Source organism: Rahnella sp. WP5 (genome assembly GCF_000745615.1).
In the GTDB taxonomy this organism is placed as follows: Bacteria; Pseudomonadota; Gammaproteobacteria; order Enterobacterales; family Enterobacteriaceae; genus Rahnella; species Rahnella aceris.
On record NZ_JQJR01000005.1, the window covers coordinates 195,311 to 217,585 of the forward strand.

The 22,275-nt window shown below is 50.2% G+C and carries 22 protein-coding genes and 1 pseudogene; 17 read left to right on the top strand and 6 right to left on the bottom strand.

Annotated features, from left to right (window positions below; all coding sequences use genetic code 11):
* Window positions 1–34: 34 nt before the first annotated feature.
* A pseudogene (locus EX31_RS25045) lies at window positions 35–472 on the top strand (IS5 family transposase); the annotation flags it as partial.
* Between the two features lie 304 nt (window positions 473–776).
* Window positions 777–2,399, top strand: a complete 1,623-nt coding sequence (locus tag EX31_RS00900; protein ID WP_037032851.1) for a mechanosensitive ion channel family protein — start codon at window positions 777–779, stop codon at window positions 2,397–2,399.
* 46 nt (window positions 2,400–2,445) lie between these two features.
* On the opposite strand, the gene EX31_RS00905 is transcribed toward EX31_RS00900, so the two are convergent.
* Window positions 2,446–2,892: an ester cyclase gene (locus tag EX31_RS00905; protein WP_037032852.1), complete on the bottom strand. Its 447-nt coding sequence runs from the start codon at window positions 2,890–2,892 to the stop codon at window positions 2,446–2,448.
* A 118-nt stretch (window positions 2,893–3,010) separates the two neighbouring features.
* Between EX31_RS00905 and EX31_RS00910 the strand changes: the two genes are divergently transcribed.
* On the top strand, window positions 3,011–3,925 hold the full coding sequence (locus EX31_RS00910) for a LysR family transcriptional regulator (RefSeq protein ID WP_037032853.1): 915 nt from the start codon (window positions 3,011–3,013) through the stop codon (window positions 3,923–3,925).
* Between the two features lie 89 nt (window positions 3,926–4,014).
* Here the strand turns inward: EX31_RS00910 and EX31_RS00915 are convergent, their stop codons facing one another.
* The 4 genes from EX31_RS00915 to EX31_RS00930 all read right to left on the bottom strand — a co-directional run bounded on the left by EX31_RS00915 (window position 4,015) and on the right by EX31_RS00930 (window position 7,534).
* Complete coding sequence (locus tag EX31_RS00915) at window positions 4,015–4,875, bottom strand: aldo/keto reductase family oxidoreductase (RefSeq protein ID WP_037032854.1); 861 nt, start codon at window positions 4,873–4,875, stop codon at window positions 4,015–4,017.
* 136 nt (window positions 4,876–5,011) lie between these two features.
* Window positions 5,012–5,368: a DUF1493 family protein gene (locus EX31_RS00920; protein WP_037032855.1), complete on the bottom strand. Its 357-nt coding sequence runs from the start codon at window positions 5,366–5,368 to the stop codon at window positions 5,012–5,014.
* Window positions 5,355–6,437, bottom strand: a complete 1,083-nt coding sequence (locus EX31_RS00925; RefSeq protein WP_037032857.1) for a glycosyltransferase family 9 protein — start codon at window positions 6,435–6,437, stop codon at window positions 5,355–5,357. The genes EX31_RS00920 and EX31_RS00925 overlap by 14 nt, the downstream gene beginning before the upstream one ends.
* A gap of 77 nt (window positions 6,438–6,514) precedes the next feature.
* A complete protein-coding gene (locus tag EX31_RS00930) occupies window positions 6,515–7,534 on the bottom strand; it encodes a glycosyltransferase family 9 protein (protein ID WP_037032860.1) in 1,020 nt (339 codons plus the stop codon).
* A 351-nt stretch (window positions 7,535–7,885) separates the two neighbouring features.
* On the opposite strand from EX31_RS00930, the gene EX31_RS00935 reads away from it, so the two are divergent.
* The gene (locus tag EX31_RS00935; RefSeq protein WP_013578171.1) at window positions 7,886–8,857 is read left to right on the top strand and encodes a LysR family transcriptional regulator; all 972 of its coding nucleotides are present in this window, start codon (window positions 7,886–7,888) and stop codon (window positions 8,855–8,857) included.
* 4 nt (window positions 8,858–8,861) lie between these two features.
* On the opposite strand, the gene mntP is transcribed toward EX31_RS00935, so the two are convergent.
* The gene (gene mntP, locus EX31_RS00940; RefSeq protein ID WP_013578172.1) at window positions 8,862–9,437 is read right to left on the bottom strand and encodes a manganese efflux pump MntP; all 576 of its coding nucleotides are present in this window, start codon (window positions 9,435–9,437) and stop codon (window positions 8,862–8,864) included.
* Between the two features lie 724 nt (window positions 9,438–10,161).
* On the opposite strand from mntP, the gene tssB reads away from it, so the two are divergent.
* From tssB to EX31_RS01005, 13 genes are read left to right on the top strand one after another with little or no spacing between them, the layout of a single operon-like run.
* On the top strand, window positions 10,162–10,641 hold the full coding sequence (gene tssB, locus EX31_RS00945) for a type VI secretion system contractile sheath small subunit (protein ID WP_013578173.1): 480 nt from the start codon (window positions 10,162–10,164) through the stop codon (window positions 10,639–10,641).
* Entirely contained in the window at window positions 10,638–12,119 is a 1,482-nt protein-coding gene (tssC, locus tag EX31_RS00950) for a type VI secretion system contractile sheath large subunit (RefSeq protein ID WP_013578174.1), read from the top strand. The genes tssB and tssC overlap by 4 nt, the downstream gene beginning before the upstream one ends.
* 29 nt (window positions 12,120–12,148) lie before the next feature.
* A complete protein-coding gene (locus EX31_RS00955; protein ID WP_013578175.1) occupies window positions 12,149–12,640 on the top strand; it encodes an Hcp family type VI secretion system effector in 492 nt (163 codons plus the stop codon).
* Between the two features lie 52 nt (window positions 12,641–12,692).
* Window positions 12,693–13,109 (top strand): GPW/gp25 family protein, encoded by a 417-nt coding sequence (locus EX31_RS00960; RefSeq protein WP_013578176.1) that lies wholly within the window; start codon window positions 12,693–12,695, stop codon window positions 13,107–13,109.
* Window positions 13,110–13,121: 12 nt separating this feature from the next.
* The gene (gene tssF / locus EX31_RS00965) at window positions 13,122–14,924 is read left to right on the top strand and encodes a type VI secretion system baseplate subunit TssF (protein WP_037032864.1); all 1,803 of its coding nucleotides are present in this window, start codon (window positions 13,122–13,124) and stop codon (window positions 14,922–14,924) included.
* Window positions 14,915–15,862, top strand: coding sequence for a type VI secretion system baseplate subunit TssG (gene tssG / locus EX31_RS00970; protein ID WP_037032866.1), 948 nt, complete (start codon window positions 14,915–14,917; stop codon window positions 15,860–15,862). Before tssF ends, tssG begins: the two co-directional genes overlap by 10 nt.
* Window positions 15,863–15,865: 3 nt before the next feature.
* Window positions 15,866–17,779, top strand: coding sequence for a type VI secretion system Vgr family protein (locus EX31_RS00975; RefSeq protein WP_037032869.1), 1,914 nt, complete (start codon window positions 15,866–15,868; stop codon window positions 17,777–17,779).
* Between the two features lie 13 nt (window positions 17,780–17,792).
* Window positions 17,793–18,308, top strand: a complete 516-nt coding sequence (locus tag EX31_RS00980) for a DUF6931 family protein (protein WP_037032872.1) — start codon at window positions 17,793–17,795, stop codon at window positions 18,306–18,308.
* Window positions 18,308–18,607: a PAAR domain-containing protein gene (locus EX31_RS00985; RefSeq protein WP_013578181.1), complete on the top strand. Its 300-nt coding sequence runs from the start codon at window positions 18,308–18,310 to the stop codon at window positions 18,605–18,607. The genes EX31_RS00980 and EX31_RS00985 overlap by 1 nt, the downstream gene beginning before the upstream one ends.
* Window positions 18,608–18,618: 11 nt before the next feature.
* Window positions 18,619–19,683, top strand: coding sequence for a type VI secretion system protein TssA (tssA, locus tag EX31_RS00990; RefSeq protein WP_037032874.1), 1,065 nt, complete (start codon window positions 18,619–18,621; stop codon window positions 19,681–19,683).
* Complete coding sequence (locus EX31_RS00995; RefSeq protein ID WP_037032877.1) at window positions 19,680–20,255, top strand: type VI secretion lipoprotein TssJ; 576 nt, start codon at window positions 19,680–19,682, stop codon at window positions 20,253–20,255. The genes tssA and EX31_RS00995 overlap by 4 nt, the downstream gene beginning before the upstream one ends.
* A complete protein-coding gene (gene tssK / locus EX31_RS01000) occupies window positions 20,255–21,649 on the top strand; it encodes a type VI secretion system baseplate subunit TssK (RefSeq protein WP_037032883.1) in 1,395 nt (464 codons plus the stop codon). Before EX31_RS00995 ends, tssK begins: the two co-directional genes overlap by 1 nt.
* The gene (locus tag EX31_RS01005; RefSeq protein ID WP_013578185.1) at window positions 21,646–22,272 is read left to right on the top strand and encodes a DotU family type IV/VI secretion system protein; all 627 of its coding nucleotides are present in this window, start codon (window positions 21,646–21,648) and stop codon (window positions 22,270–22,272) included. Before tssK ends, EX31_RS01005 begins: the two co-directional genes overlap by 4 nt.
* Window positions 22,273–22,275 lie beyond the last annotated feature (3 nt).

Below are 22,275 nucleotides of genomic sequence, written 5' to 3' on the forward strand. Positions count from 1 at the left end.
ATAGTAACTATCTGTTTTCAAGACATAGTAAACTATGCCTCGCTACGACCTTCCCGGCGAAGCATGGACCATCATCCACTCCTTGTTGCCTCTTGAGCCTGCTACGTCACGGGTCGGACGGCCATGGGCACAGCACCGCATGATCTTCAACGGCATGTTCTGGGTGTTGTGTTCAGGTGCCCTATGGCGCGATTTATCTAAACGATAGGGGCCGTGGAAAAACGTTTATCCGCTTTAACCAATGGTCAAAATCGGCAGTGATTAACCTTATTTTCAACAGGTTGCTTTATGGCCTTGCTGACTGGTCTGCCACAGCGATGGATGGCAGTAATATCCGGGCGCTGAAATGTGCTGCCGGCGCTCAAAAAAACATCCCAATATAACCGGAGATAATGGGTTGGGTCGCTCTCGCGGTGGTTTTGGCATCAAAATCCATCGGGTGACAGACGCAAGCGGTCTCCCGCTAAAGGTTCACAAAAACATGTCCGGTTGCTAGCAAAAATTTCACTTAGTAACTAGCATTTATTCAAGTTTCCCCTCAATGAAAATGCTTATTTTAGGGGCTTTTACTGTGCTTTTTTAAGTCAGTTTCTTTATTCCAACGTGATTGTCTCTGAATGATATTATTTTTATGGATTCATTCATCAGGGCACAACAGCCACTGATCGTTCTGTGTTCAGGCCGGGGATTCCGACGCTGATGCCTTACGAAAAAGCGAAGTATACCGATCAAACCCGGTGGCAGAAATGACATCAATAACGCAGGGGAGTCTGTAAATGGGTGACAGCAGGTTGAAGGTGATGGCGTTGTTGGCCTGGCTGGCGTTTTTTGCATCCTTTCCTCTGCAGGCAGCTGAACCCCGGCAGATGCCGTCTGATCAGGAAAAAGCCCGCACTGTTTATATTTTTCACCAGCCGGTGGTGATGTTGCAGGCCACGTTCGGCTTGTCCACGCCGGAAGAGCGTGTGCTGCGCATCCGTAATACGCTGCGTTCGCTGAGCAGGGAAGATATACGCCATCCGGTTCAGATCCTGCCTGTGCAACGTTATGGTCAGCAGGGACGGATATTTGTGATCAACGGTAAGCCGCTGATGCTGCTGGCAGAAAGTGATCTGGATGAAGGCGATGATCTGACGCTCGATCAGGCCGCGCAGCGGGTGCTGGCGCGTTTCAATGCACAGCGTACCTCTCTGACAGAGCAGTATTCTTCCTCCTATCTGGCGATCGCAACACTAAAAGTGGTGGCGGGCACCGCGGTGTTGATCCTGTTGTATTACTCCGCGTTTAAATCCTGGGCCAAAGTGAAAGCGTATTTCACGGCAAAGATTTTGCTGAAGAAGGGGTGGATCCCGTACCGGTGGCGCAGCTTACTGGGTGCGGTTGAAGTGCGTTTATACGCTATGTTGATGATTCTACTCAGTATCGTTGCATTCTATCTGTGGCTGAGCTGGCTGTTCCGTTTATATCCGTGGACACGTATCTGGGGCGAATCGCTGGGCGACTGGTCAGTAAATGTGGTGCAGAAAATCGCATTAGCGATTGTGTCGGCGTTTCCCGGACTGATGATCGTGGCAATCATTTTCCTCATTACGGCGTTTATTCTCAAGCTGCTGAAAGTAATGTTAAAACGGGTTGAAACCCGAAAACTTAAGATACCCGGTCTGCATCCTGAAACGGTGGGCGCGACGCGAAAACTGATTTCCGTGATGGTCTGGCTGTTTGCGCTGTCGGCGGCGTATCCGTTTTTGCCAGGGGCAAATTCACTGGCCTTCAAAGGTGTCAGCGTATTCTTTGGTCTGATGCTGACGCTGGGTTCTGCAGGCGTGATGAACCATGCGATGAGCGGACTGGTGCTGATTTATTCCCGGGCACTGCGTAAAGGCGATGTGATCCGCATCGGCGATAACGAAGGGCTGGTGAGTGAAATCGGCATGCTGGCGACTAAAATTATCACCCGCGAAAGTTACGTTGTCACGGTGCCGAATGCTGTGGTGGTTAGCGGCAAAATCACCAATCTCAGCGCACAAAACCCGGGAGGTGGCGTTAATCTGACGACCAGCGTCACCATCGGTTATGACACGCCGTGGCGGCAGGTTCATGCCATGCTGGAACTGGCCGCCAGTCGCACGCGAGGTATTGATCTTCAGCAGAAGCCGCTGGTGCGCCAGCTCAGCCTGATGGACTGGTACATCGCTTATGAACTGCAGGTGCATCTCCAGCCGGGTGAATCTCTTGCCACAGTGAGAAGCGAATTGCACAGTCACATTCAGGACGTATTCAACGAATTTAATGTGCAGATCATGTCGCCGAATTTTGTGAATCAGCCGGAAACGGCGGTCATGGTAACTCAGGATAACTGGTTCGCCGCACCCGCCTCACCGCCAGACAATCCGAAATGAAATCTATCAGACGGGTCAGCTCTTGCCTTTAATTGTTGTCCGGCTGTTAACCCTGCGGCGGGAACTGACCGAGTTGCATGAACGCGCCAAACCAGTCTTCCAGATGCCAGGTGGTGGTGACGCGTTCGCCATTCAGCTCATGAAATTCATGCAGCCGGATGCTGACAAATTTGCCGGTCGGTTCGATGCCCATAAAGCTGCCGTGATGGGTACCGGTAATTTCTGCGCGCACGGCAATCTTCCCCGGGGTCTGAAGAAGGTCGTGGATGGTGATCTTCACATCCGGAAAAGCCTCAATGAACCCCCGGATGATCGGTTTCAACCCTTCGGGGCCGGATGCCTGACCGGGCGCGAGGGGAATATCTTTCCAGTCCTGCGTGACTGCCTCATCCATTAAGTCCGGATCATGCAGGCTAAAAGCCTGATAGATTTTTTCAACGGCATTACGTTCCGCGATAAGACGATTTGCCATCTCGCTATTGTTGTCTGACATCGTGAAATTCCTCTGGCTGATTGCATTTTTATAGGGTTAATGTGGTGCACGCAGCGAGTATCACATTCATATCAGTAATAATTGAAATAAGAAAAGCATATAGAGGAATATACGTTTTATGGATTTTAAGGGTCTCGATTTGAATCTGCTGGTCGCGTTTGATGCGCTGATGGAAGAGCGGAATGTGACCCGTGCCGCCAGCAAAGCGGTGGTCAGTCAGCCCGCGATGAGCGCGGCATTGTCGCGCCTGCGAACGCATTTTGCGGATCCGCTGTTTATCCGCAGTGCTTCCGGTTTGCTGCCTACCGCCAGGGCAAAAGAGATCGGTTTGCATGTGTCAAAAGCGCTTAACGAACTGAGTCATCTGTTGGCTCCGGACGACAATTTTGCGCCGGAAAACAGAAAAATGTCTTTTACGCTTGGCACGTCCGAATACCCGCTGATGGTGTTACTGCCCGGCATTATGCGGGCGATCAGCGAACAGGCGCCCGGAGTGACACTGCATGTGAGGACATTCACCGACCGCGATGCATCCGTGTCGATGCTGGATGCCGGTGAGGTTGATGTGGTGATCGGTATTCCCCCGACCCGGCCGGAAAACCGCATCTTATCGCAGCCCTTGTTCAGTGATGAATTTGTCACGCTTATCCGCCGCGACAGTGATGCGGCACGCAACGGCATGACGTTAGAAACCTATCTCGGGATGAGCCATATTCTGGTCTCGCCGGAAGGAAATCATTATGGTCTGGTCGATGAACAACTCAGGGAGATGGGGCTGGTTCGTGAACTTCGTCTGACATTGCCGACCATGGCTGGCGTTGCCGGTGTGGTGCAGCAGACGGGGTATGTCGCGACGGTGCTCAAACGCAGCGTGGTAGTGAGCGAGAAACACCCCAATATCTTGATGACCCTGTCGCCGGTGGCATTGCCGGAGATCCCGTTTTATCTGTTGTGGCACCGGCGTTCTGATGACAGCAATGCGCAGAAATGGCTGAGACAACTGATCTGCGCGCAGGCCCATGAATTGCTGTGAGTGACCAGGCTCCGTTAATACCACGGGGCGAAGATTCAGCCACCGGGGAAACCATTCCCCCGCATGATGTGCCGGGGGATGTGTGAGCGCTAACCCGCTATTCCGTTCAGTTTTTCCATCACTTCATCGGACAAAATCACCTTCGCACTGGCCAGATTTTCCTGTAGATGCTGCGGCGATGACGTGCCGGGGATCAACAAGATATTCGGCGAGCGTTTGAGCAGCCAGGCCAGCGCGACCTGCATCGGCGTCGCCTGCAATTGTGCCGCCACTTCATCAAGCTGCGTTGACTGCAATGGCGAAAAACCGCCCAGCGGGAAGAACGGCACATACGCGATTTCCTGTTCAGCCAGGCTATCCACCAGCGCGTCGTCGTGACGGTTCGCCAGGTTATACATGTTCTGAACGCAGGCGATCGTCGTCAGTTTCTGTGCATCGGCGACCTGTTTTGCAGTCACATTGCTCAGACCTATATGACGGATCAGGCCGCGCTCCTTCAGCGTAATCAGCGCTTCCAGCTGCGGTGCCAGTGACCCTTCTTTTGGCTGACGTTCATCGAGCATGCTGCGCAAATTTACCACTTCCAGCGTCTCCAGCCCGAGATTGCGCAGGTTATCTTCCACCGCCTGCGTCAGTTCCTGCGGGCTGAAAGCCGGTAACCAGCCGCCTTTTTCATCACGTCGTGCGCCGACTTTTGTCACGATGCACAGATTATCGGGATACGGATGCAGGGCTTTTTTGATCAGCTTATTGGTTTCATGCGGACCATAAAAATCGCTGGTGTCGATGTGATTAACACCAGATGCCAGGGCATCACGCAGCACCTGAATGCCCCGTGCTTCATCGCTGATCGGGCCAAAAACGCCGGGGCCAGCCAATTGCATCGCGCCATAACCTAAGCGCGCCACTTCTCTGTCGCCGAGGGGGTAAGTCATTGAGGGTTGTGACATGGGATTCTCCTGTGTGATTGTTCACTGATTGTAGCCGCGGGCAGGTTGTGCAACTATCCGGTGAAATCAGGACAAACTGTACGGACTGGCGCACAATGGCGAAGGTTATCGCGCTGAATTCTGTACAGGACACTGTTTATTGATTTTTGCGCTGAAGATAATCAGGCCAGACGCCCATAAGAGCCGCATCATGCAGCGCTCTGACGGTTATGGGTGTCACTTTTCCCTGCATCCGGTTTAGGGTAAAAATCAATGAACCGAGAACACCCGTTTTTTCGGGGAAATGGTTGGATGTGCGATAGTTTTTGGGTTTTACCTTGAACTGGATGAAAAAATCGTTCATCAGGATATCCGTCTGTATTTCACTCAGCGAAAGCTTTAACAATGAAAAATCACTCCCGCAGATCTTATTGTAAAAACCAAACACGGTGGGGTGGTTATGTTGTTCAAGAAAATCAATGATTTTCCCTTCCAGCACATCATTCACTGTCATATGTCCTCCCCAGCAATTCCCTGACCGCGTGGTAAACCTCAACAGGCAGAATCGCCATCATGGGATGTTCTGTTTTTTCACCATCAGGACGGTGCAAAATAATATGCTTGTCCGGATCCTGACACGGACCGGTATAGGCTGGGTTGGCTGTGGCAAAAAGACTGACTGTATTTACGCCAGCGGCCACTGCGATATGTAACGGCCCGGTGTCACCCGTAACAAGAACATCCAGGCTTTTCAACAGTGTGACTAATTCTGTCAACTGCGTATGACCAGACATTACGCATATATTGTTCTGATAGTGAGCGGGTAATTGTTTTAAGAAATCATTTGCCAGATTCTTTTCGGATGTTGTGCCTGTGATAATGATTTCCAGATCCCGATCGTTGTCTAATAACATACAGGCGAGTGTACTGAAAAAACATACCGGCCAGCGACGGGTCTCATTGGATGCCCCTAACTGAAATCCAATGCGCTGGCGTAAATACTGACGCGGTAAAAGAGTATTGATCACGGGAAGATGCATTGTCGTGTCGCCAGTATTTTCTCCCAGTGTTTCGAGTAACTTCAATTTGCGCCGGATAGTATGTCCGTCATAGTAACCGGAATAGTGATCTAAATAACGATTAAGTTCGGGAGACTCACTGCCATAGTGGTCGCGTAAAATCATTTTACTGCCGGATAAAACAGCACAAAATATGTCATAAGGAAAGTGTGCGTGTAAAATAACGGAAATATCAGGTTTGTGTTTTCTGAGTTTACATAACAAAGGTAATATTCTGACAACCTTATTATCCCATATATAAATATGGTCAAACCAATCATATTGCACAACCAGGCTGTGATTTTTCTTACTGGTAACCAGTATTATTTTGCTGGCTGGAAATCTATTCTTTAAATGCATGATTGCTGGTGTGTTCATGAGGTAGTCCCCCAGCGCGGTAGTGGAGTAAATGACAATATTACCCGGTGATGTTTCACGCTCTTTCAGCGAATATTTTTTTCTTCTCGTTAAAAAACAATAAATATGCAATATCGTCTTTATTACTTTTATCTTGATGGCTTTCATTTCTGTTCAGGTTACCCGCAACGCGATGATAGGGACTATTTTTCAATTAAATTACAAATAGAGTTTTAGGCTGTTACTCATTTTTTTGTATTTTCAGTAAGCACTTCATCTCTCAGTGCAACGAAATTGTTATAAACTTCATCGGTTGAAATATGAGAAACCTCTTCGTCTGCAGCAGCAATGATTCTGCACGGCACTTTCCATGGCCCCCAGACCTGCGGATCGCTGTTACCAAAAAGCGCCACCACTGGTTTTCCCACACCCGCTGCAATGTGCAATGCACCGCCATCGCTGGTGATTATCTGGTGGCACAGAGACATTCCGGCCATAAGTTCACGAATATTTACGGTATCGAAAGGAACCATAATAATATCTTTGCAGGCGTTGATGATGTACTGCGCTTTCTGGTCATCCCCGGGATGATACAAGTTATCTTCCGAACCCGGCGACCAGAAAAGAATAATTTTGCAAGGTTCGTCACGCGCCAGCCTGTGCGCGATTTCGATATAATTCTCAACGGGCCAGCGTTGTTTTTCTTTTCGGGCGCTGATCTGCAAACCATATAAGGGCATATTGTAAGTATTTTTTATTTTGTGAGCTGCCCGTTCTTTTTCAGATTTTGTCACCCATAAAGCCAGTTTCCCCGGTTTGGCGTGACAATTTAAAGGCCTGGCGAGTTCAGCCATCTGTTCAACCATATGCATGCCATCGCGCATATAAGGTATTTTATCGGTGACAGAGTCTGGCGAATCACTTCCTATCGCGATGATTCGTTTGGCCCGCGATAATGTTGCCCATCGCAAAGGTCTTTTATTCCAGTTCCCTGCCACAATAGCCACATCGTAACCTTCTTTCCGAATAGCCAAAGTGGTGACCACACGGCGTAAAATGGCTTTTATCTTTTGAGTGTAAGATCCTTCATGATGCAGTTTAGTATAATGATGAACTTTACTGACGCCGGGATTACCTTCAAGAACCTGTTTGTTGTAAGAATTAACCAGCACATCGACGTGATGATTTTTCGCCAGCATAGAAATCAGCGGGGTTGTAAGGATAAGATCACCAATGTTTTCCCGTCTGATTATTAATATTTTCATTTCTTTCCTCATTAAATACACTGTCATCAAGAATGTAACTTTATGCCTGACTCTTATCATTATATATAAACTTCATTATCATCATGTGGGTGTTCTATTAAAGGGCCGTCATAAAGACATAATGAAATTTACTGCTAAGGTAGACTTAATCCTAAAAAGTTAGTTCCACGCATAACGTCAGCGTAAAGGAAAGATTGTGTTAAAGATCGTTAGTATTTCGTGAGGGGCTTTCGGTTTAATTAATACCGCGATTCTCTGTGTGTCACCCGGGATCAATCAAATGATTGTCGCGATGTTGTGAGTGTGCAACTATCCGGTTAAATCAGAAGTAACTGTACAGGGTGACGCACAATGCCGATGGATATCGCGCTGTTGCACGCAGTGGTAGAAGTGGCCAAAGCCGGAGGATTTCGTGAAGCGGCACGCGTCACAGGCAGTAATGCATCCCGGCTGAGCGATGCTGTGCGCCGGGCCGAACAACAACTGGGCATTCGCTTATTTCACCGCACAACGCGGGCGGTGGTGTTGACCGAAGCGGGCAGGGCGCTGCTCGAGCGGTTGCTCCCGGCCATGAATGAAGTGGATGCGGCACTCGATGCTCTCAACCGTTATCGCAATACGCCCGGCGGTACACTGCGGCTGAATGTGCCGGTCAGCGCAACCCGGCTGGTTTTGCCTGCACTTGTGCCCGAATTTCTCCGGCGTTACCCCGATATCCAGCTGGAAATCATTGCTGAAAGTAACGTGCAGGATGTGTTTCGTGATGGCTGCGATGCCGGTATTCGTTACGACGAACGTCTCGAGCAGGACATGGTGGCGATCCCCATCGGACCGCGCCGTCAGCGTTATGCGGCGGCGGCCTCCCCTGATTATCTCAATGTGCATGGACGGCCATCGCATCCGCGGGATCTGATACAACACCGATGCCTGCGTGGTCGCTATGCCAGCGGGATTATGCCGGACTGGGAGTTCGAACATGAGGGCGAAAGCCTCAGCGTTCAGGTCAGCGGCCCGCTGGTGGTGAGTGTAGGGGGCGCGGTGGATCTGGCGGTAGAAACGGCGGTGGCGGGTGCGGGTATTATCTATCTGTTCGAAGAATGGCTGCGGCCTGCCATTGCCAGCGGCAAACTGGAGGCTATCTTGCAACCATGGTGGCTGTCGTTTTCCGGGCCATATCTGTACTACAATGACCGGCGTCTGATCCCCGCGCCATTACAGGCGTTTATCGATTTTGTGCGCGAAGATAATCTCAAACATAAATTATCTGAGGAATCGAAAAGTAGCCTGCTAGTCGGCACTATAAAAAATAGCTTCGCTGGATGAAGACTCAACCGAGCAGACCAAGATGCTCGATGAGAATTGACGTACCGATACCAATCAGCACCACGCCACCCAGAATTTCAGCCCATTTGCCCATCGCGGCACCGAGAAACCGGCCAAGCAACATACCGGATGTCGCCATGATGGTGGTGGCGGCACCAATAGTCAGCGCCATCACCAGAATATTCACCTGAAGAAAGGCCAGACCGACGCCCACAGCCATTGCATCCAGACTGGTCGCGACAGCTGCAGTGACCAGTACCCAGAAACCGTGACGACGTGGTGCCTGCGTATCTTCTTCCAATTTATCTTTCCTGAAGGCTTCCGCAATCATGCGGATACCAAGGATCAGCAGCAGGGTGAATGCCACCCAGTGATCCCAGCTCATAATAAACTGGCTGGCCGCCAGACCAATTCCCCATCCGATCACCGGTGTAATCGCTTCAATTACGCCAAAAATAAGCCCTGTGCGTAACGCCTCTTTTAGCGGTGGCCGGTGCAGAGAGGCACCTTTGCCAATAGCGGCTGCGAAGGCATCCATGGACATACCGAACGCCAGAATGAGGATGGTATAAAGTTGCATAAAACGGACCAGTCAGGCCTTCGGTAATCCCAAAGGCTATTTATTAATTGAGATGCGCAGTCTGCCACAAAAAACAAAATAGAAAAACCTTTATTTTCAGTGTGTTATAGTGTTGGTTAAGAATGTTAGCACGGGCTATATTTGTTCAAAATGCCCGCAAAGTGATGAAAATTACGATGAGAAACATCAAAAACATCAATCATCATAACGATGTAGAGTGAGTATGATTTATTCAGAAAATCTTACTGTTTCAGGACAGTATAGAACGTCACCAGGCCGAAGATCTCCAGTGACGCCGCATTCTGAATGTGATGATGAAGGTACAGGTACAGGTTGTGAAGTTATGCGTACCCTTGTATGGCGTGAAAACAATTATCATTGCAGGTCCTATCACATACTATTTCTTTAAAAAAGAGTTGAATGGGGAATGTCAAAAATGAAATGTAAAAATAATTATCATTTAATATTTGTGGTATTTCTTGTTTTTATAAAAAATTCAAGCATTCCTTATTATAAATATTAAAATCTAATCTCGATAGATTCTATTTTTTCATTTACAAATAATTAAAATAACCCTGTATATTGTTATTTTTTATGAAAAAAATAAAATACTTTAGCAAAGGTAAATGTATTAGTAAGCAATCGGATATGTGAAAATCTATAATTACTGTTTATTATCACGGCCATATTAATTCTCTCTTTTAAACATTATGGTGATTTATCCGTGAGTAATACACAATATAAATTGAGCAAAGCGCGTCCCCCTCGCGTTCAAATTACGTACGACGTTGAAGTTGGCGGTGCTGAATCCAAAAAAGAATTACCTCTGGTGATGGGGGTTATCGGGAATTTTGCTAAAGATGATTTGCCACTGCGCGACCGTCGTTTTACGCACATTGATAAAGACAACTTTAATAATGTCATGGAAGGAATGAAGCCTGCTGTGGACATGCTGGTGGAAAGTACGTTGCCAGAAAAAGAAGGCCAGATGGCTATTGCACTGGAATTCAACTCTATGGATGACTTCTCTCCTGAAAACGTGGCGATGCAGGTGGAACCGTTGCGCAAACTTCTTGAATTACGCGAGCAACTGAGTGATTTGCGCAACAGAACTGCGAGCAATGACCGTCTGAAAGAGCAACTGGTTGAATTATTAGAGGGTATGGCGAAAGACGCAGAACCTGCCAAAGGGGAAGTAGAATGAGCGATATCCAGGTCATGAATGCTTCAGCTCAAGCTGAGCAGTCCGGTGATTATCTCGATCAGATTATCGATAATACCCAGGCCATCCGCCGGGAATCCGATCGTAATAAAGTAAAAAGCCAGTTGGATAACTTCCTGTCGGAAGTGGCATCAGGTGCGGTCATTGTTTCCAATGATCTGGTGGGTAGCATCGAAGCACGCATTGCCGCCATCGATGAACTGCTGTCTTCTCAGGTCAGCAAAATTATTCAGGCACCTGAATTCCAGCGTATGGAATCTTCCTGGCGTGGTTTGCACAAACTGGTGCAAAGCAGCGTCACGGAAAACACCAAAGTGCGTGTCTTTAACTGCACGAAGAAAGAGCTGCTGCGTGATTTTAAATCCGCCTCTGACTTTGATCAGTCTTCATTATTCAAAAGCATTTATGAAAGCGAATACGGTACCTTTGGCGGTGACCCTTACTCTGCTTTTGTGGGTGATTTTGAATTCGACTGTATGCCGGAAGATGTGCAACTGCTGGAACAGATTTCACATGTTGCCGCCGCCGCCCACGCGCCATTCCTGAGTGCTGCGAACCCTGGCATGTTTGCGATGGGATCGTTCTCCGAAATGCCGCGTCCGCGTGATCTGGGCAAACTGTTTGAAACCTCTGACTACGCCCGCTGGAAATCCTTCCGTCAGAGTGACGACTCACGTTATGTCGGCTTAACGCTGCCACGTGTTATCGGCCGTCTGCCTTACGGTGCAAAAACTGTATCCGTAGACGCGTTTAATTTCGAAGAAAAAATTGATGAAAATAATGAAGGAGCCAGCTATTTATGGGTCAACGCGGCTTATGATTTAGCGGGCCGTATGGTCGAGGCGTTTGAGGAGCACGGCTGGTGTGCGGCGATCCGTGGTGTTGAAGGCGGCGGTTTGGTGAAGTCTCTGCCGACCTACAATTACATTTCGCAGACCGGCGAAAAGGTCATGCAATGCCCGACAGAAGTGGCAATTTCTGACCGTCGCGAAAAAGAGTTAGCTGAGCTTGGTTTTATTCCGCTCATTTATTGCAAAGGTACAGATTACGCGGCGTTCTTCGCTGTGCAGTCGACCAATAAACCGCGTAAATACGATTCTGAGCTGGCGAATGCTAACGCCAAATTGTCAAGTCAGTTGCAATATATTATGACAACGTCGCGCTTTGCTCATTATCTAAAATCCATCGTGCGCGATAAAGTGGGCAGCTTCATGTCCAAATCTGAATGCCAGAATTTCCTGCAGAACTGGATCAACCAATATGTTGTGGGTTCAGATAATGTAGGACCAACGATTAAAGCAAGCCATCCGTTACGTGAGGCTGTGGTCGAAGTTGTTGATGTACCAGGTTCTCCGGGCAGTTATCGCGCCGTTGCGTATTTAAAACCGCATTTCCAGCTTGAAGGACTCAGCATGTCGCTGCGTCTGGTAGCGGAACTTCCTGCATCGACGGGTGCATAAATACTTAATCGTAAAAATAAGGATATAAAATGGCCACTGAATCGCTTTTCATGCAAATTGATGGTATTAAAGGCACTGTAAGTAATAAAGGTTATGAAGGTTGGATTGCCGTTGAGAATATGAATTTCGGTGTTTACTGCTCAGCTAAAATTGATAATGCTAGCGGTCAGGTAAACAGCGATGGCGTCAACTTTGATGCAATTTCATTTTCAAAAGTAATGGATACTACCTCTACTCAGTTATCCAATATGGTTGCGCAAGGCAGCAATGTTAAGCAAATTGTTATTGTTAAAGCATTGTTCCAGGGTGAGAAACTGGTTGAAGCACTCAAGCTGACCTATAAAAACTGTGTACTGAACAGCTACAATTTCAACGCTTATTCAGAAGGGGATGTTCCGAGTGAAAATCTGAGCTTTGTATTTGGTCAGATGACATTCGAAACTAATATGGTTGAGCCAGACGGTAAAACCAGCAAACAAGGTCCTGTGGGCTGGAATCTGGTTGAGAACACTAAGCTGTAATTTTTAAAACAACAGTGCACGCTGTAAGCGTGCACTGTATTAAGGCTTATTGATGAAGAGCTTATTACAGCAATTATCTGACAATAACCCAAAAGATCAAAATGACCTTATTGAGGAAGAAGACAAAAGCAGCACACTCATTGATGAAATATTGCTGCTTTTGTCTTCGCGCCCCCGAAGTTACCGCATTGATAATATTCCACTGATTAATGAGTCGATACTTAATTATGGAGTCAGTGACGTTTTTTCCAGTGATACGCCTCGTCTTGAGCGCAATGCCATTATGCAATCACGTATTGAAATGGCATTACAACGCTTTGAACCAAGATTGAAAAACGTCTGCGTGACCCCCGGTGAAGAACTGGGAAGTCTTTGTTCATTCATTATTAATGCTGAAACATTCAATGGTGAAGTTCGCTACCGTCTAATGTGGGACGATGTCATCAGTCAATTTTCTCTGCGTGATTAACGAGTATTTATAATGTTGGCGAAAAAATTAATTTCTTATTATCAGAATGAACTCGCTTACCTCAAAACGCAGGGAAAGGCGTTTGCCCGCCATTTTCCAAAAGTCGCCAGACGCTTAGGAATGTCAGAAGGTACGTCAGAAGATCCGCATATTGAGCGAATTATTGAATCCTTTGCGCTGGTCACGGCGCAGATTCAGCAACGTCTCGATGAGGATATGCCGGAAGTGACTGATGCATTACTGACGGTGTTGGCTCCACAATTTTTGCGTCCTTTTCCTTCGGTTTGCGTCGTACAAATGCAGCCAGATATCAAAGTCAGTGCGCTGACAGCCAGTAACCGCATTGACGCCGGAACAGCATTATATTCCCGTCCGGTGAACGGACAGGTCTGCCGTTTTCGCACCACTTATCCGGTTACGCTTCAACCTGTCAGTCTGCATAACGTCAGCCTGCATCTGGATGCCGATGACATGAGCTGGAGTCTGAAAATACAATTATCGGTCTGGCCCGGTGCCACACTGGCGGCGGATTCCCTGAGGTTGCATCTCAGCGGCGCCAGTCGCATCGTCAACATCCTTTATACCTTGCTGTGCAGCGAAGTTGAGTCACTGACAGTTTTCCAGCAAGGGCAGAGTCATACGCTGTCACCGCAAACTATACGCGCAGTAGGCTTCGGTGAAAATGAAGGCTTGCTTGCGGGTGATTCACGGGTTTCGCCCACTCACAGCCTGTTGCAGGACTATTTTTACTTCCCGCAAAAGTTTCATTTTGTTGATATGCCGTTGCCCGCTGGCATGGTGGCGGGTAGTCAAAGCGAGCTTTCACTGGTGGTGAAATTCAACCGCTGCATGATAGCGCGCCAGCTGGAGAAAATAGCTGGTGCGGTGAACGAAAACCTGTTTCTGCTCAACTGCACGCCTGCTGTTAATCTTTTCGCCCATCGGGCCGAACCGATTTCACCTGATCACGAAACGGCGGAATATCCGGTTATCCCTGACATTCGTCACCAGGATGCGATGGAAGTCTGGTCTGTAGACGGCGTTTCGGCGATGCGCAAACTGGGCAATGAAACACAGTCCCGGCCTGTTTATCCATTGTTTGGTTTGGACCATTCCGCCAGTGACGGTGAAACCGGTTTGTTCTGGCAATGTATGCGCCGCGAAACCATGCAAAATGACGGTGTCGCCACATCGTTATTTATCGCTTTTTCTGACCGGGGAGAAAGCCCGTTAGCGCCCGGTTGCGACATTGTCAGCATGAACCTGACCTGCACCAATCGTGAGATTCCCGCAGCCATGCGCAACGGCGCTCCTGAAGGCGATTTCGAATCAGAGCTGCCGATTGCGGGCATGAAAATTATTGCGCTGACACGCCCGACGCTGCCGGTCAGGCCACCGGCTAAGCAGGCTACGCGCTGGCGTTTGATTTCTCAGCTTTCGCTCAACCATATGTTGATCAGTGGGCCGGAAGGCGCCCGTGTACTCAGGGAATCACTGGCGCTTTACAACTTTGTCGATAATCCGGGCATTACCCGCTTGATCAACCTGATCCTGCATGTCGAGTCTGGCCCGGTTGTTACCCGGCTGGCGCCTTTGGATCCCCGTTCCATGGCGCGGGGGATGGAGATCCGCATAACCTTTGCCAGCGAAGCGGCCGAAGAAGTTGAGTACTTCCTGCTGTGTCGCTTTATTGATTGTTTCCTGGCGTTGTACGCACCGGTCAACAGTTTCACCCGTGTAATCACCTGCATTGACTCACCGGGTGAAACTCCACGGACATGGCCTGTGCGGGCAGGAAGGCTGTCATGGATCTAAGCAAAATCCTCAGTCCGCATAACTTTTTCCAACAGGTGCGGCTGATGTTACGCAGTCTGACCAGAGCACAGGGAAAAGACAGCATACAGGTGCTCGAAGCGCAACTTGATTTCATTTCACCGCTCTCGCTGGATGCGCCGAAAGGTGACATTACGTCGGTAACTCCGCTGGATCAGCAGCGCTGGCAAGTTGAAGTGGCCGCCCAGGGACTGACGGGGGCGCTGGGCGCGTTACCCACGGTATACACCGAGTGGATGATCGACCGCTATTATCGCCATGGGGACAAAACTGCCAAAGCTTTTTTGGACATTTTTAACCACCGGCTACATAGCCTGCGCTATCTCGCCTGGCAGAAATATCACTATTACGCCATGGCAGAATTCAGTGCAACACGGCCGCTGAGTCAGGCCATCCGTGCGTTATCCGGCGTGGCAAACAGTGCGCCATCTCTGCAGCAGGAGCAGTTTGCTGATTTATTTGCGCATTCAGTGCGCTCAATGCTCAACGTTGAAACCTGGTTAAAACACCGCTTTTCCGTGGCGGCGAAAGTCACGCCTTTTACCGGCGGATGGCAGGTCATGGACCCGGCCCAGTGTTGCCGGCTGGGAGAACCGTCACATACGCTGGCCGCTGCTCCCATGCTGGGCAGCGTGTACTGGGATCGGCAATCACATTTTACGGTGACACTGGGACCGGTGCCGATGAAAAACGCCGGTCTTTTTTTGCCAAAGGGCAAGCACTACCAAAATCTGTGGTCGCATCTGCGTGAATACGTTGGTCCGGGTCTGGATTTTGATATTGATCTGCTGATCGAAAATACCACGAACGTCGTTACCTCGTTGGGGTGCGGGCAACTCGGGCTGGATATTTGTCTCGGGGCCTCCGAGGGAGCAGGCCAGCATAAAATTCGTTTACCCGTCTGCCGGGAAGGAAAATAAAAAATGTCGAAAGTAGCAGGACAAGACAACCGGTTTATCCGTTTCGTTGGCGATGCCGCTGATTCACTGACGCTGATGTATATCGAGGGCGATGAACAATTCTCTGACACCTTCAGCTATCAGGTCCAGTTTCGCACGTCGTTAATAACTCCGCAGATGGGGCGTTTTCTGGGGCATGAAATGGCCTGTGAGATTGGCCGTGGCAACCAAAAGCGCTACGTGCATGGTGTGCTGACACAGATTAAAGAAGACAATAATGTCGATGGCATCAGTACCTTCACCGGTACGCTGGAACCGCGCATGGCATTGTTGCGTCTCGGACGTAACCTGGCGGTTTTCCAGAATATTACCGTACCGGATTTAGTGTGCAAGCTGCTGCGCCAGCAGAATATCAGCCACATTGATTTGCGCCTGCGTGCGACTTATCAGCCGCGTGAATACTGCATTCAGTATCGCGAATCCGATTTTGACTTCATTAGCCGCCTTCTTGAGCAGGAAGGGATCTATTACTTCTTCCAGCATGATGCCGGGCAACACACGCTGGTACTGGCCGATCATCCGTCCAGCCATCAGTCTGGCAAAACGGCGGAATTACCCTTTATGCCGCTGCAGGGGCGAGGCGATGGCGTCGGTATCCTGAACTGGGTGGCCAGTTCTTCACTGGCGGCCTCTTCCGTGATGCTCAAAGGTTTTAACATTGTGCAGGCAGCCAGTGTGGAGGGCGAATCGAAAGCCGTGGAAGCGGAATATTCCGTGCCGGGTGTCAGCTACGTGGACGCGCACGGCCATGAAAAACGCGAATTACTGCAATCAGAAGCCCGGCTGAAGATGGAACAGCTTGAGGCCGATAACCAGCAGTTTTACGCCGAAGCCAGCGTGTGGTGGCTAGGCTGTGGCGATAAATTCCTTCTGAGCGGGCATCCTTCCTGTCGGGGAAACTACCGAATCAAGTCGGTTCATATGCATGCATCAAGCAACATTGATGACGGGCAGCCTGATTTTGGCTACGCGCTCACTGTGTTGAAAGACAGCCTTTCCTGGCGTCCGCCGTGCCTCACCAGACAACCTGAAATCGCCGGTATTCTGACTGCCATCGTTGTCGGGCCAAAATCAGAAGAAGTCCACACGGACGAATATGGCCGCATCAAAATTCAGTTCCCGTGGGATCGCGAAAACAAACATGACGACGGCAGTTCCTGCTGGGTGCGGGTTTCGCAGCCGTGGGCGGGTGGCCGTTTCGGCGCCATGTTCCTGCCTCGCGTCAACAGCGAAGTTACGGTCAGCTTTGTGCATGGCAACCCTGATTATCCTCTGGTGACCGGCTCAGTATACAACGGGCAAAACAAACCGCCGCTGAGCCTGCCTGAGGAGAAAAATCACGCCGGATTCGTTTCACGCAGTTCCCTCAACGGCAATGTTGAAGAAGGCCATGAGTTGCGCTTCGACGATAAAAAAGGCGAAGAGCGTCTGGTCATCACCTCGCAAAAAGATCTGCTGCTGACGGTGAAAAACGACGTCACCACCCGTATTACCAAAAACGTCACTGAAACCATTGGTGAGAACCGCACGACCGAGTTAACCAAAGGTAATGAAAGCCTGACGCTCAAACAGGGCGATTATGCCCTGGATATTAAAGGCAATTTGCAGGAAAGCCTGACCAGCGGTAACCATCAGCTAAACATCAGCGGTGGCGGTAGCACGGTCAAAGCGGACAAAGCCTGCGTTATTGAATCTACCCAGTCTATCGAATTAAAAGTCGGTAGCAGCAAAATTACTCTTTCTCCTTCCGGCATTACGCTGAGCGGCACCACGATCAAAATTGAAGGGAAGGGCACGGCAGAACTTAAAGGTGCGATGGTCACTGTTCAGGGTAGCGGTATGACCCAGATCAAGGGCGGCGTGACGATGATTGGCTGAGGAAATGAATAACATGAAAGAAAAACTACTCACGCCGGAAGCGCTTGCTGCTTACAACCCGCTGCAAAACGGCGCTGAAAACGCAGCGCAACTGATGATCGCAGAACGCTGGGAAGATGCGCTGGCAAGCGTGGCGGCTGATTCTGTGCAGGAGAAACTGCTGGCATGGACGCTGCAAAAGGCGCTGACCCGCCCTGAATCACAGGAACCCGCGATGCAGCAATGTGCCAGTGAAATCCATCAGTGGCTGGCAAATCCTGATGATGACCGGCGTTTCCGTATTTTCCAGCAGGCAGAACAGCTCGGGTTTGATACCCCCGTTGGCGCGCTCGGCCTGTCACTGTTCTGGATGCAAGGCAGCATGACACCCGCAGAGTTCGATGCGGTGTACCCAGAACCCCATTTGTCCCGTCTGATGCTCCATTGTGCGTTGAAATTGCTCAGCGTGGCGATCGCGGCGGAAGACGCGCCACTTAAGGGAGCACAGACATTGCTTTCTGAGTGGCACGCTGCCGGGGGAGGTTACTGATGGGACAGCCCGCTGCTCGCGTTGGCGATATGCATGTTTGCCCGATGGTGACACCCGGCTTACCCCCGATTCCCCACGTTGGCGGACCGGTGACCACTCCCGGTACGCCGACCGTACTTATCGGAGGTATGCCTGCCGCGACTATGGGCTCGATGGCAGTGTGCGTCGGACCACCGGATTCGGTCATCATGGGCAGCACGAAAGTGCTGATTGGCGGTAAACCCGCAGCGCGGATGGGCGACAGCACGGCGCATGGCGGAACCATTGTTGCGGGTTGTCCGACCGTACTGATTTCATAGAGTGTATTGAAATGATAATGAATGTTGAGTCTTTGCTCGCCCCGGTCAGTGACGATCGGCCCGCTGGCCGCAATATGGAATATGAGCAGGTCTATAACGAGATCCGTGAGGCGCGGGAAAGCGATCCTGACTATTTGCCGCAGGGCGAATGGGCCACGGAATTACGGAAAGCCGACTGGAGCAAAGTTGTTCGCTTAAGCGCGAAGGTGTTGCAGGCGGAAAGCAAAGATTTTCAGGTTGCCTGCTGGCTGATTGAAGGGTTGAGCCAGCAACACGGCATCGCGGGGCTGCTGGAGGGCGTCGGTTTTCTGACGCCGTTTATCCAGACTTACTGGCAAAACGGCTGGCCGGAACAGGATGAGGACGGCCTGGTGATCCGCCATGGCATGATCAATCGTCTGGACCGCCAGCTGGCGCAACTGCTGCATTGTCATCCGTTGTTTGGTCAGCCGGAAAGCACGCTGGATCACTGGCGCAAGGTGCTCGCTTATGAGCACCGGGTGACGATGAAACCTGACAGCGCTGCGGAACGGGGCAGTGACGATGATTTCTCGATGGATACCTTCAACCGTTGGGCTGCCACACTGGATCCGCAGAAAGTTGCGGCACAGAACGAGGCGTTAACTCAACTGATGACTATGCTGGATACGCTTGAAACCCTCTATGGTCAGCTGAATCCGCAGGCTGATTCTCTGGCAATGGGGCAGATGCGTAGTGCCGTCGCCGAAATGCAGGAATTTGTGAAACGCCTGTTTGACCGTGCGGCACCGGCTTATGACGACGTGATGACCCTTAACGTATTAATGCCTGACGAAGATGAGCAAGCCAATGACGTCAGTTCACTGATGAATAACACCAAAAAACAAACGATGTCACGGGATCTGGCCATCAGCCAGATGCTGACCATTGCCCATTTTTTCCGCCAGACCGAACCGTCAAGCCCCGTCCCTTTTCTGATGGAGCGTGCGGCGCGCTGGGCGGCTATGACGTTGACCGAATGGCTGGAAGAGATGTTGCAGGATGACAGCAGTATGCGCGATATCAACAAAGTATTGAAAGGACACGGCAGAGAATGAGGGGGAAAAGGGGACTGACCGGGCTGATACTGAGTGTCATGCTGCTGGCAGGTTGCGCGTCAGATGATGGGCAAAGCCGTCAGAAGGCGATCAGCGAAGTGGCTGCGCCTTTCGCGAATGGGGCTATCACTCTGCAACTGCGGGCTGAGCCGGGGCTGAACAGCCTGAACGACATGCCCAACAGCTGTACAGTATTACTGCTACAAGCCAAGGATAAACCGACGCTGGATAAAATACTGGATAATCCCGCGACGCTGAAAAGCTTGTTTGCCGGTGCCGGCAGCGAAGGAGACGTTTTGCAGGTGGATCGTTACGTCATGATGCCGGGACAAACCAACACGGTGCATATTGATCGCGCCCGAGATACCCGCAATGTGGCGCTGGTCGCAGGCTACTATCCGTTCCCGGTAAAGAAACACATGGTCAGCGCACTGGTGCCGGTAGAGTCTGAGAGCACTGGCTGGTGGGAGCCTGTCTGGCAGGCGCATTTAGCGCCGGTCACTCTTTCTGTGACCTTAGGCAGTGAAAGCATTGTCAGTGCAGATGTCCCTGTTGCCGGAGAGAAAAAATAATGTATCCAGAACAACAGCAAATTTACTGGCATTCCGGGCTTTATCTGCAACCGCAGCACTTTCAGTCACTTGACCTGCATTATGAATGGAACCTCGCGCAGCATTTGCGGCTGGCGCAGCCCTATAATCACGGGCTGATTGAGGTCAGTATTAATGAAGCAGCACTGAGCGACTACGTGATCAGCGTTGAGCAGATCCGTTGTATTTTGCCCGGCGGTACCTTGCTCTCGCTGCCCGGCAACAGCCGTGTTGAACAACGCAACTTCCGTGACCTCTGGAAACAGCGCGATCAGCCGCTGACCATCTGGCTGGCTTTACGTCGCTTTGATCCGCTGCACAGTAATGTCACCACGCTGGAAAAAGAGCATGATCGCGCCGTCACGCGCTGGATCAACACCAGCGAAGAGCGGGTGATGAAAGATGTCTATGATCATGCGCCGGATGCTGCAGTGGCACGCCTGTGCTACAACGTCAGGTTGCTGACGGACGTTGAAAAAGACGATGCGGTTGACTGCGAATGCATTCCACTCACCCGACTGCGTTATGAAAACGAACGGGTGATCCTCGATCCGACATTCTCGCCACCTTCCGTGACGCTTTTTGGATCATTCAGCCTCGGCAAGCTGATTGACACTATTTATTTTGAACTGAGTGCGCGGGCCAGGAAGCTTGAAGAATACAAACGCTCAGAGCGACTGGTCAGTGATGCCGACCGTGGCGACCAGGTGACACAGTTGTTAGCGATGCGTTCTCTCAACCGGATGTTGCCACAACTGAAAAATTTCTGTCAGGCGCGCCAGGTTCATCCGTGGCAGGTCTACAACGTGTTGTGCCAGCTGGTGGGCGATCTTTCCTCATTCAATGACAGCTGCACCTTCCTTGGTGAGTGGCACGACGGTGAAAATTCACTGCAAACCTACAACCACAATGAATTGCTGAGTTGTTTCGAAAGCGCCCGTAAGACGCTGATTACCTTGTTGAACAGTCTGGTGCTTGAGGACAATACGTATATCACGCTGGAAAACGATCTTCAGGGCGTGTTCACCGGAAGCTTTGACAGCGCGCAGAGTAAAAATCCCGAAACGGTACTGCTGCTGTTACGTTCCGCCAGCATGCCGATGGAAAATCGTCAGATAAAAAATCCGGGGGGCATCAAACTGGCCTCACCAAGAATGATTGAACCGCTGATCCAGCATGCTCTGCCGGGCATTCCGGTAGTTCGTTGTCCACAGCCACCGCGGGGTGTACCAAACCGCAGAGATTCGCATTATTTCCTTGTCGAGCAGGATAGCGAGTTGTGGAACAAAGCCCGGCAGCACAGCAGCATTTCCTTCTACTGGCCAGACATGCCGGAAGATCTTCAGGTGCAGATTATATTTGTGGTGCCTTCATGATGAGTTTGCTCAATTGTTATTTACCGCTGTTTCGCTATGTGACGGCGTTTTTTATTAATCCGCAGGAATATTCTGATTACAGAGAGTTTCGCGAAAAAATTATTACTTTATTACAGCAGGCCCTGCTTGAGTCAGAACGTCATCATGAAAAAGCAGAGTGCGATGATGCTTATTTCGCGGTGGTGCTGTGGGTAGATGAGCGGGTATTAAGATCCCGCGCGGAGTGGGTGAAAGAATGGCGAAGTAATCTGTTGCAGAAATATTATTTTGATATTTCTGTCGGCGGCGAAGCGTTTTTCGACCGGCTGGATCAAACCGATAAAACCAATACACAACTGAGAATGGTATATCTGTTCTGTCTGCTGATGGGCTTCCACGGAAAATATACCTCACAGGATGCGCAGCTTTTGCAACAGCGCATCGAGGATGAGCGGCAGTGCTTGCCACAAGCCTGGCGTCAGTGGCCGAACAATGCCTTGCTGGTTGAACAGGACGCAGGCGGCGGCGAAAAAAATAAAACGGTGGTGAAAAAACTACGCCAGCGTAAAGGGCTGTTACTGGCACTGCCTGTTGTCGTCTATTTAGTGATTTTGTCCACCGGCTTAGGGATATTTTTCAGGTAACCT

Excerpts from the sequence above, each read along its gene's own strand:
- EX31_RS00900 (WP_037032851.1), top strand. The coding sequence starts at position 777 with ATGGGTGACAGCAGGTTGAAGGTGATGGCGTTGTTGGCCTGGCTGGCG.
- EX31_RS00905 (WP_037032852.1), bottom strand. The coding sequence starts at position 2,892 with ATGTCAGACAACAATAGCGAGATGGCAAATCGTCTTATCGCGGAACGT.
- EX31_RS00910 (WP_037032853.1), top strand. The coding sequence starts at position 3,011 with ATGGATTTTAAGGGTCTCGATTTGAATCTGCTGGTCGCGTTTGATGCG.
- EX31_RS00915 (WP_037032854.1), bottom strand. The coding sequence starts at position 4,875 with ATGTCACAACCCTCAATGACTTACCCCCTCGGCGACAGAGAAGTGGCG.
- EX31_RS00920 (WP_037032855.1), bottom strand. The coding sequence starts at position 5,368 with ATGACAGTGAATGATGTGCTGGAAGGGAAAATCATTGATTTTCTTGAA.
- EX31_RS00925 (WP_037032857.1), bottom strand. The coding sequence starts at position 6,437 with ATGAAAGCCATCAAGATAAAAGTAATAAAGACGATATTGCATATTTAT.
- EX31_RS00930 (WP_037032860.1), bottom strand. The coding sequence starts at position 7,534 with ATGAAAATATTAATAATCAGACGGGAAAACATTGGTGATCTTATCCTT.
- EX31_RS00935 (WP_013578171.1), top strand. The coding sequence starts at position 7,886 with ATGCCGATGGATATCGCGCTGTTGCACGCAGTGGTAGAAGTGGCCAAA.
- mntP (WP_013578172.1), bottom strand. The coding sequence starts at position 9,437 with ATGCAACTTTATACCATCCTCATTCTGGCGTTCGGTATGTCCATGGAT.
- tssC (WP_013578174.1), top strand. The coding sequence starts at position 10,638 with ATGAGCGATATCCAGGTCATGAATGCTTCAGCTCAAGCTGAGCAGTCC.
- EX31_RS00955 (WP_013578175.1), top strand. The coding sequence starts at position 12,149 with ATGGCCACTGAATCGCTTTTCATGCAAATTGATGGTATTAAAGGCACT.
- EX31_RS00960 (WP_013578176.1), top strand. The coding sequence starts at position 12,693 with ATGAAGAGCTTATTACAGCAATTATCTGACAATAACCCAAAAGATCAA.
- tssF (WP_037032864.1), top strand. The coding sequence starts at position 13,122 with ATGTTGGCGAAAAAATTAATTTCTTATTATCAGAATGAACTCGCTTAC.
- tssG (WP_037032866.1), top strand. The coding sequence starts at position 14,915 with ATGGATCTAAGCAAAATCCTCAGTCCGCATAACTTTTTCCAACAGGTG.
- EX31_RS00975 (WP_037032869.1), top strand. The coding sequence starts at position 15,866 with ATGTCGAAAGTAGCAGGACAAGACAACCGGTTTATCCGTTTCGTTGGC.
- EX31_RS00980 (WP_037032872.1), top strand. The coding sequence starts at position 17,793 with ATGAAAGAAAAACTACTCACGCCGGAAGCGCTTGCTGCTTACAACCCG.
- EX31_RS00985 (WP_013578181.1), top strand. The coding sequence starts at position 18,308 with ATGGGACAGCCCGCTGCTCGCGTTGGCGATATGCATGTTTGCCCGATG.
- tssA (WP_037032874.1), top strand. The coding sequence starts at position 18,619 with ATGATAATGAATGTTGAGTCTTTGCTCGCCCCGGTCAGTGACGATCGG.
- EX31_RS00995 (WP_037032877.1), top strand. The coding sequence starts at position 19,680 with ATGAGGGGGAAAAGGGGACTGACCGGGCTGATACTGAGTGTCATGCTG.
- tssK (WP_037032883.1), top strand. The coding sequence starts at position 20,255 with ATGTATCCAGAACAACAGCAAATTTACTGGCATTCCGGGCTTTATCTG.
- EX31_RS01005 (WP_013578185.1), top strand. The coding sequence starts at position 21,646 with ATGATGAGTTTGCTCAATTGTTATTTACCGCTGTTTCGCTATGTGACG.